Origin of the sequence: Hespellia stercorisuis DSM 15480, from assembly GCF_900142165.1 — a bacterium.
Classification (GTDB): Bacteria; Bacillota; Clostridia; order Lachnospirales; family Lachnospiraceae; genus Hespellia; species Hespellia stercorisuis.
Genome location: NZ_FQZY01000111.1, coordinates 1 through 8,626, shown reverse-complemented (window position 1 = coordinate 8,626; position 8,626 = coordinate 1). Strand labels below are relative to the sequence as shown.

Sequence of the window (8,626 nt, the reverse complement as noted above, 5' to 3'; positions counted from 1 at the left end):
CATTCAGACCACCTTCTTCCTTGTGTTTTATGTCTCCATTGTACTAAAAACTCAGGAAAAAAGCGAATTCACATAGATTCACCTATGGTGAAAATGACTGTGGATAAGTAATGTTTTTCAATGTTCAGTTGTTGTTAAATATATTCAAAAGCCATAGAATTTGGCTTTGAATCAGAGTTATTTGAAAGATTGAAAGAGTAATCCACAATGAATTAAATTATTCAATCACAAACAATTGGTTATCCACCAATTACCGAAATAATATCGCAAAACAGGTTTTAAAAATTCTCTGTTTTGTACAAAAATTAATTAGTTCCCCAAGGGGGTTCTGAACAGTTACCCTCGATGTAAAAAAGGACAGCTATACGATGTTTAGCCACAGTGACAGTGGCACCCCTTTACCTCCTGTTATCTGTGATTCGTATTCCACCGAAATCGTAACGTATGCCAATGACTTTGTCGTTCCTGAAGATAGAGATTACACCATCTACCAAATGAGTTTAGAACAAGTATCAGCGCAGCTGAATGCCCATGGGGAGCATGTCTTTTATGTTGGTGTGACTGATCCGGTTCGCGGCTATACCCGTAAGTGTCTGAAGTATGTTTACTATGACAAGGAAAACCAAATGGTACTGCTGATACGCACAGATGTTACGGATCTCTATCTCAAAGAGCAGGAAAAACAAAAGAGCATCTCCGATGCCTTAATGATTGCAAAAGAGGCAAGCCATTCTAAATCTCAATTTCTTGCACAAATGAGCCATGAACTCCGCACACCTATGAATGCTATTCTTGGACTGAACGAGATTATGAAGACGAATCTGAATGATCAGGCATTCCTCTCTGACTGTATCCAGAAATCCCAGTCTTCTTCCGAGTATCTGCTCTCTCTTCTTAACGATGTGCTGGATATGTCAAGTATAGAAGCCGGCAAGTTAAGCCTTGTAAAGCAGCACTTTCCTCTTTCTCAATTGATTGATGATATTAACACCATGATGCTGCCTGCAGCCGAGAAAAATGATATTACATACAGCTTTAAAAGCCTTGGGAAGCTTGATGCTGAATACTATGGTGATAAGATCAGAGTGCAGCAGATATTGGTTAATTTGCTCAATAACGCAATCAAATTCACTCCAAGGTCAGGAACAGTTGAACTGGAAGCAAGTATTTCTCCTGCATCCGGACAAGATCTGCTGACTTTTATTGTAAGAGACAGCGGGATTGGTATTTCGCCTTCCTTTATCCCTCATCTTTTTGACGCTTTTGCACAAGAACACAGCTCTACAACCTCTCACTACGCAGGCAGTGGCCTGGGTCTCAGCATCTCCCATCAGCTTGTCACAATGATGGGCGGCACAATTGAAGTGGACAGTCAACTCGGTAAAGGCAGTACCTTTACTGTGCGTTTTTCTTTGCCACGCTATATTGAGCGGCCGGTAAAGGCGGTCTCTTCAAAGACATCCCGTACCGCCACATCACTGGCAGGCCGCAGAATACTTCTGGTGGAGGACCACCCAATGAATGCCATGATTGCCTGCAGACTTCTTGAACAAAAAGGAATGCAAGTAGAGAATGCACAGAACGGAAAAGAGGGATTGAACCTCTTTAAGAGCTCAAAGCCCGGCTACTTTGATGCCATTTTGATGGATATCCGTATGCCGGTCATGGATGGCCTGACAGCAACAAAAGAAATCAGAGGCTTGCACCATCCCCAGGCCAAAAACATTCCGATTATCGCTATGACTGCAAATGCCTTCGCGGAAGATCTGGAGAAATCGAAGGAGGCAGGTATGCAGGCCCATCTCGCCAAACCCATTCGCCCGGAGACCCTGTATGCTGCTCTGGCAGAAAATCTCAGTTCCTAGTACAGCGTTCTCGTAATAACTCGCCATGAACATTTCCGATGCTTCTCTGGGGACCGAAGAACTGGGGCATGCTGAAATCGTCTGCTCCATCGTCCGGCAGCTGACGCGGAATCTTTCCGTCGCTGAAATAAAGGAATCCGGATTTGATAAATACTACGTCGATCATACACTGGGCATCTACCCGGTCAACGGCAGCGGTGTTCCATTTGACGCCATGACCTTCCAGTCCACCGGTGATCCGATCACCGACCTCACTGAGGACCTTGCTGCAGAACAGAAGGCACGCACTACCTACGACAATCTCCTGCGTCTGTGTGCCGGTCACGCGGATGTCGCCGATCCGCTCAAATTCCTGAGAGCACGGGAAATCGTTCATTTCCAGCGTTTTGGTGAAGCGCTGCGAATTACACAGGACCAGCTGGACAGCAAGAATTTCTATGCCTTTAACCCGGCGTTTGATCGTCCGTAAGCATAGCTTTGCTGCATGTACCCAGGGTATGAAATTAATTGACCCTGTTTTCATTAATGGAAAATTTCAAAGAAAGTAACTGACCGATTCGGCCAGAAAAAAAGAGGTTTCTATCACAACCAAAATGGTTGTGATAGAAACCTCTTGCACGTAAAGTGAACAGTAAATCGGACATTCTAATACTAATGATTCAGATAAAGATCATACAGCTGACTGAAATCCCCATTCGTAAGTCCAAGATATTCTCGCAGATATCCTTCTATGCTTCCGGACATTTTTTTCATAAGTGAAAAATTGTTTTCAATAAACTCTCGCTTCACCCCGTTGATGATACGTACCTGCTCCAGCATATGCGGATCATCATCGAGTTCTGCAACGGCGGATACCACCGCTTCGATCTGCGGACGCAGGTAGAGATTTGAGAGCAGATAGTCCTCGATGACGGTCTCTTCCTCCACGCCCAGTGCGCTCAGTATGTATGCGGCCCCCATTCCGGTTCTGTCTTTTCCAGCGGAACAGTGCCAGAGCGCCGCCCCATCTTCCTGATTCAGCAAGATCTCAAAAAACTTCCGGTACTGCTGTATTGCATGATCGTCCTTCACCAGCATCTCATAGATATTTCTGGTATATTCCCCGCTCTCTCCATTCATATCTTTTACGCTCCGGATCATGCCCTGCGCTACATCGCCCACTCCGGTCACTGCTTCTTTGGTAACTCCGAGCGCGGAGCCCTTTAAGACCGGAACCTCATGATACTCCACCTGGGGCATGCGGATGTCCGGACTGTAGGTACTCTCAACATCGGTTCTCAGATCAATGTCCGCACGCAGCTGATACTCTCCTGTGAGCTTCTGAATATCCTGATCCGTCAGCTTCGATAATGTGTCACTGCGAAGCAGACGTCCGGGTCTGATTCCTCTTCCGTCTTTCCCCTGGTACCCGGATACATCACGGGTGTTGTTTGTTCCATCTAATTTAATGATCATCTGATCGATTGTCTGTTGATTTATCTTCATATTTCATCCTTTTCTTTTTTCTAATTTTTTCAGGAAGGCGTGCCTTTCTAACAATTGCAACATTATCACGCTTGGTTCACGTGCGAAATCTACACTGTCGCTGAAACCATAAAGCAGAGCATTACTGCAGCAGTCTCGCTGCCTCCATGGACAGCTCGCTTCTGGTACACTCGCTGTTCTGCATGGTGATCTGCCAGCACAGTGGACTTCCCTTCATCTTTTCAGATGCATACGCCAGCCCGTTATTGTGCTTATCCAAATGTGGATTGTCGATCTGATCCGGATCTCCCAGCACCACGATCTTGGAGCCGATTCCTGCACGGGTGATGATTCCCAGCATCTGGGTCACCGAAGAATTTTGCGCCTCATCCACGATCACGTAGGTATCGGTGATGCTCCTTCCCCGCAGGTACTCCAAACTCTCTGCCACGATCACTCCGGTCTCGAAGAGATAGTCTATTTTGCTGTCCTCCAGATCATGATTTCCGTTCGTCCAGTCCTTGCCGACAAGCAGCTCCAGATTATCCAGGCTTGGACGGATCAGTGGCTTCACCTTGTCGTACTCGTCACCTTTCAGGTACCCCACTGTCTCGTCAAACTTCACATTTGGACGTACCAGAAGGATTCGTCTATACTTGTGTTCCTCCACAACCGCTTCCAACCCGGCAGCCAGCGCATAGAATGTCTTGGCTGTTCCAGCCGGTCCCTTGGCGATCACAAGGGGCGCCTCCTGCGAATCTCTGAGCAGAGCCTCCTGCAGAAACTTTTGTCCCTCATTTCTCGGCACAACTCCGAAAGGTTCTTCGTCCTTATGCTGCAGAAGATGCAGCTTTTTCCCATTATAGAAAGCATAAGCTCTGCGCTTGGGATTCTCGCAGTCTGTCAGCACTACAAATTCATTGACTTCCAGCCCGCGGACATCTTTGTTTTTTCCGAGAATCTCCTGTACCACATCCTGCCCCAGTTCCTTCTGCCGATAAATCTGATCGATCACACCACCGAGCACCCAGAGCGACTGACGTCCGGTATAGCTGATCGACTCGTCGGACACCTGCTCATTTTTAAACACCTGCGTATCCACCCCAATCACGTCTGCCTTAAAATGCATGGCAATGTCATTTGTGACCAGAATCACCGGATCTCCACAGTTTGCGGCCAGATACTTCGCCGTCGCGAGGATAATATTGTCCGGCTTCTTCTCCACAAACCCAACCGGAAAATCCTCATAAGACAGTCCTGTTTCCACGCGGAATATCCCACCGTCCGGAACCTGAATCCCGTCGTAGATATTCCCATGCTTGCGAAGATCGTTCAGTGTGCGGTAACACTCCCTTACATTGTACCCGAGCTCTCCCGATGCGTTTTTCAGATTATCCAGTTCTTCCAACGTAACTGGACTGATTGCGACATCGTTGTCCTCAAATGCCAGGACAGAGCGCGGCGAATGAATCAGGATATTGGTATCTAAAATGTAAGTTTTCTTCATAGATGTCCTCCCATATGTCTACCGATCATGCCCGCCGATTATATTTTCAGCAGTCATTGCATGATCCGTATTTATTTTAGTTTCATTATACGATGTCCTGTATCGAAACTCAAAATAATCCAGGAGAAATCTAAGTTAAATGCGGGTTAAGTATCGCTGTGTGTTTACTTCATAAGCTTCTGCATCGTTGCACACAATTCATCTACCGCCTCCTCACTGCCCGCCTTGATGTCATCCACCACGCACGTCTTGATATGATTGGACAACAGCTCTCTGTTAAATGCATTCAGCGCTGACTGGACTGCAGACACCTGGGTAAGAATATCCACGCAGTATCGTTCATCCTCGACCATAGCTTTAATTCCACGCACCTGCCCTTCAATGCGGTTCAGCCGGTGGATCAGTTTTGTGTACTCATCGCTGTCGCGGTGCTTTTGCTTGCAGCCGCACTCTTTCTTTTCATTCATCTCCAGTCTCTCCTATCTCAAGGTAATCATTGACAATTACTTTTTATTATAATACCATCAACTGGTAGAAATGTCTGTAAAATTTAGGAAACAATACCAAATATATGTATACTAAAATCACCGCTCACATCGTTTCCGTTAAAGCAGGCACCCACAATCTGCTTCGCTGACTGTTCGTGAACGGCAGGAACACAAAAAAACGGGCACAGAGCAGTCGTTTTTCCGGAGGTGACGAGAAGCAGCCCGAAGACCACAGGAGGATTATTCATGGAACGAAAAAAGCAGGTGCATGAATTTGCATCGGTCTACGATAAAGAATCACAAATTCTAATTTTAGGATCATTTCCGTCTGTAAAATCACGCGAGCAGCACTTTTACTACGGACATCCACAGAACCGCTTCTGGAGGGTGCTCGCCTGCCTTGCGGGAACTCCCCTCCCACAGACGATCGAGGAGAAGACCGCCTTTCTCCACACCAATCATATCGCCCTGTGGGATGTCATCGAGAGCTGTGAGATTGCCGGCTCCAGCGACAGCAGCATCCGAAATGTCGTTCCCAACGACATCGCCGGTCTGCTGGCCCAGACTCAGGTCGAGATGATCTTTGCCAATGGTGGAACCGCCAAAAAGCTCTATGACAAATATGTTCTGGAATCCACCAGAATGCCTGCTATCCAACTTCCCTCGACCAGTCCGGCAAACGCCGTTTTTACATTGGACAGACTGGTGACAGCATGGTCAGATGCCGTTCCGCCACATATTTTCCCGGCTCAGCCCCCGCTGTCCTTATCGGATGCTGATTGAACAATTTCGTTTTTTGTTAGAAAACCTTCACATTTCTTTAATCAGTTCGCCACAATATAAACACATTTCCACTCTATACTGTACCTATCAGCAAAGAACAAAAAAACAATTTGTTGATACAAATAAAATCTTTTTCATAAGTAGTGTGTGTGAACCGGCGGCACCCCCATAAACAGCCTTCCGCTTCGCACACACCCTTCCTCAAAAATCCCAGTCAGGTTCGCGCCTGACTGTTTTTTATGTAATAGGGGAGTTCTTTTAATGTATCTGCTGTCTGATCTGCTCCAGCTGCTTCTTCGTCTCCGGATTACGAGTCGGAAAATCCAACATTTTCTGCAGATATCCCTGTTCGGATACCAGTTCTCTGCTCTTTTGGTAAACCAGACCGTTTCGCAGCGAGATATGTCCGACCACATAATCCATGGCCGTTTTCTTCAGAGATCTCAGCACCGTATCTCCCTGCTCATACGCCTCCAGCACCTCCGGTGTGATTGTGGAGGTATAGAACTCCTCCGCGGGAATATTGTAGATTTCTTCCAAAGGTGTCTCCGCATTTACACGGAAAATGTCGACCTTATCCGCATCCCGGATGATGTCACAGAACTGTCTTGTCCTTGCGTCCATCTCCTCCGGGATCCGATATGCACTGTGATATTGCACAGCATCCTGAATAATCGCATCATACTTCACCTCCGAAAGAAAATGCCTGATCAGCCCGTCTTCAAATAAAATTTTCACCGCCAGTTTTGCATGGTCAACAGACTCTGCATCGTGAAAGGTGTCGAATCTTCGGAGCTGTTCAAATCTGCCGATGTCATGCAGCATTCCGATCAGCCATGCCAGATCGACATCTTCCTGCTCCAGCTGCAGAGACTGCGCAATCACCTCCGACAGCCCCGCCACCCGATATGTATGGTTCACCTTTATTTTGATTTTTGTGCCTTCCAGATCATAGTTCTCTACGTAGCTCTGAAACACCTCTGTCACTGTCTGTCTGTTCATTGCATCATCCTTTTCTCTGAGATATCTTTTTTACACTACCTGTCATAACTGTGCAGTGCAAATTCGATTCCATTTTTTATTCCGTCTCTGCGGATGTCATCTGTCACGTAATCTGCCACCTGCAGCAGCTCCGGCACCGCGTTGCCCATTGCGATTCCAAGCCCGGCACGCTCCACGATCTGGATGTCGTTTTTACTGTCACCGAACATCACCACATCCCTCCACGTTTTATCCCAGTGCCGCAGGAGGTGATCCATGCCGGACGCTTTAGAGAAGCCGACGCGCACAATATCCGCGCCCATTCCGCTGGAAAATGGTATGATGGCGAGATTTGGAAAACGGTCCGCCAGAACCTTCTGCTCTTTCGCACCGCCCCTGACTGCTATGGAGTACAGATCGGTATTCAGCATCTTATCCGCTTTTCCATTGCTGAGATAATATGCCTCTCCCATGATCGTGCATCCGATGTTCACACACTTCTCCTCCGCAAAACCCAGCAGCTCACGAATCAATTCCCGCGGAATCGGATCCTCGTAAATCGGTGTTCCCTCCGCATCCACCTTCTGCCCATTGCTGTGTATGATCGCATCCGGCTCCAGGAGTCTCCGCACTCCGGTGGTATCCTCCTCCGACAGCATCCGGCCCGTCGCGATCACAATCTTGTGTTCCCTCTTTCGCAGATTCCAGATTGACTCCACCGCACTCTCCGGCACCGTCATCTCCGGATGCACCAGAAGGGTCATATCCACATCAAAACAAAATATTTTTTTCATCTTATAAAGTCCTTCTCTTATCTGGCAAACCCACAGTTTCCTCTTTCCTGATTCTTTATTTTAACACTAATCGCTTCTCTTTTCCAGTTTTCGCAAATATCAGGTAAAGCAGATATAGAGTAAACGCACCATAGTGAGTGCGTTTACCTTACAGGCGATAAAAAAGAGGGACGGACAAGAAGTCCTGTCAACTTCCGTCCATCCCCCGATTCCCCGCGGGCATTCTTACTGTCTATATTCATTGTTCGGTCTAGCCTTCAATTGCAATCAGTTTTTTCTCCTCCACCCTCGGCTTCGCCTCTTTCTTCGGAACCTCGACTTTCAGAACTCCGTTCTCAAAGTTCGCCTTAATATCCTCCTGGGTGATTGCATCGCCCACATAGAAGCTTCTCTGGCACTGGCCACTGTAGCGCTCTCTCCGAATGAATTTACCTTTCTCATCCTTCTCGTCTTTGTTCTCTTCATGCTTTGCGTTGATGGTCAGATATCCGTCCTTCAGTTCTGCCTGAATGTCTTCCTTCTTAAATCCCGGAAGTTCCAAATCGAGTTGGTACTTGTCGTCAAACTCCTGCACATCTGTGCTCATTCCACCTGTGATAGAAGAGTTTGCAAGTCCAAAATCTCTTCTGCCAAACGGCATTTTGAAAAAGTCGTAACTGTTCAGAACTCCATTAGTTAAAGATGATATCGGAATTCCCTAAAAGGGCTTCTCTGATTGCTGTAAAAGCATTTATTCCATGCTTA

8 protein-coding genes and 1 pseudogene are annotated in these 8,626 nt (G+C 47.0%); 3 read left to right on the top strand and 6 right to left on the bottom strand.

Going from position 1 to position 8,626, the window contains the following annotated elements; translation table 11 throughout:
• Window positions 1-368 precede the first annotated feature (368 nt).
• Both BUB85_RS20020 and BUB85_RS20015 read left to right on the top strand, forming a co-directional pair.
• Entirely contained in the window at window positions 369-1,865 is a 1,497-nt protein-coding gene (locus BUB85_RS20020; RefSeq protein WP_084534161.1) for an ATP-binding protein, read from the top strand.
• Window positions 1,866-1,911: 46 nt separating this feature from the next.
• Window positions 1,912-2,334 (top strand): annotated as a pseudogene (locus BUB85_RS20015) (manganese catalase family protein); the annotation flags it as partial.
• Between the two features lie 182 nt (window positions 2,335-2,516).
• Here BUB85_RS20015 and BUB85_RS20010 read toward each other — a convergent pair.
• From BUB85_RS20010 to BUB85_RS20000, 3 genes are all read right to left on the bottom strand, one after another.
• Window positions 2,517-3,350 (bottom strand): tyrosine-protein phosphatase, encoded by an 834-nt coding sequence (locus BUB85_RS20010; protein WP_073113259.1) that lies wholly within the window; start codon window positions 3,348-3,350, stop codon window positions 2,517-2,519.
• Between the two features lie 121 nt (window positions 3,351-3,471).
• The gene (locus BUB85_RS20005) at window positions 3,472-4,836 is read right to left on the bottom strand and encodes a PhoH family protein (RefSeq protein WP_073113258.1); all 1,365 of its coding nucleotides are present in this window, start codon (window positions 4,834-4,836) and stop codon (window positions 3,472-3,474) included.
• Window positions 4,837-5,000: 164 nt separating this feature from the next.
• Window positions 5,001-5,303, bottom strand: coding sequence for a metal-sensing transcriptional repressor (locus BUB85_RS20000; protein WP_073113257.1), 303 nt, complete (start codon window positions 5,301-5,303; stop codon window positions 5,001-5,003).
• A gap of 267 nt (window positions 5,304-5,570) precedes the next feature.
• Between BUB85_RS20000 and BUB85_RS19995 the strand changes: the two genes are divergently transcribed.
• The gene (locus BUB85_RS19995; RefSeq protein WP_073113256.1) at window positions 5,571-6,107 is read left to right on the top strand and encodes a DNA-deoxyinosine glycosylase; all 537 of its coding nucleotides are present in this window, start codon (window positions 5,571-5,573) and stop codon (window positions 6,105-6,107) included.
• Window positions 6,108-6,365: 258 nt separating this feature from the next.
• Here the strand turns inward: BUB85_RS19995 and BUB85_RS19990 are convergent, their stop codons facing one another.
• The 3 genes from BUB85_RS19990 to BUB85_RS19980 form a co-directional block, all read right to left on the bottom strand.
• Window positions 6,366-7,109, bottom strand: coding sequence for an HD domain-containing protein (locus tag BUB85_RS19990; RefSeq protein WP_073113255.1), 744 nt, complete (start codon window positions 7,107-7,109; stop codon window positions 6,366-6,368).
• Between the two features lie 35 nt (window positions 7,110-7,144).
• On the bottom strand, window positions 7,145-7,882 hold the full coding sequence (locus BUB85_RS19985) for an HAD-IIB family hydrolase (RefSeq protein ID WP_073113254.1): 738 nt from the start codon (window positions 7,880-7,882) through the stop codon (window positions 7,145-7,147).
• A gap of 250 nt (window positions 7,883-8,132) precedes the next feature.
• Complete coding sequence (locus BUB85_RS19980; protein WP_073113253.1) at window positions 8,133-8,522, bottom strand: Hsp20/alpha crystallin family protein; 390 nt, start codon at window positions 8,520-8,522, stop codon at window positions 8,133-8,135.
• Window positions 8,523-8,626: the final 104 nt, after the last annotated feature.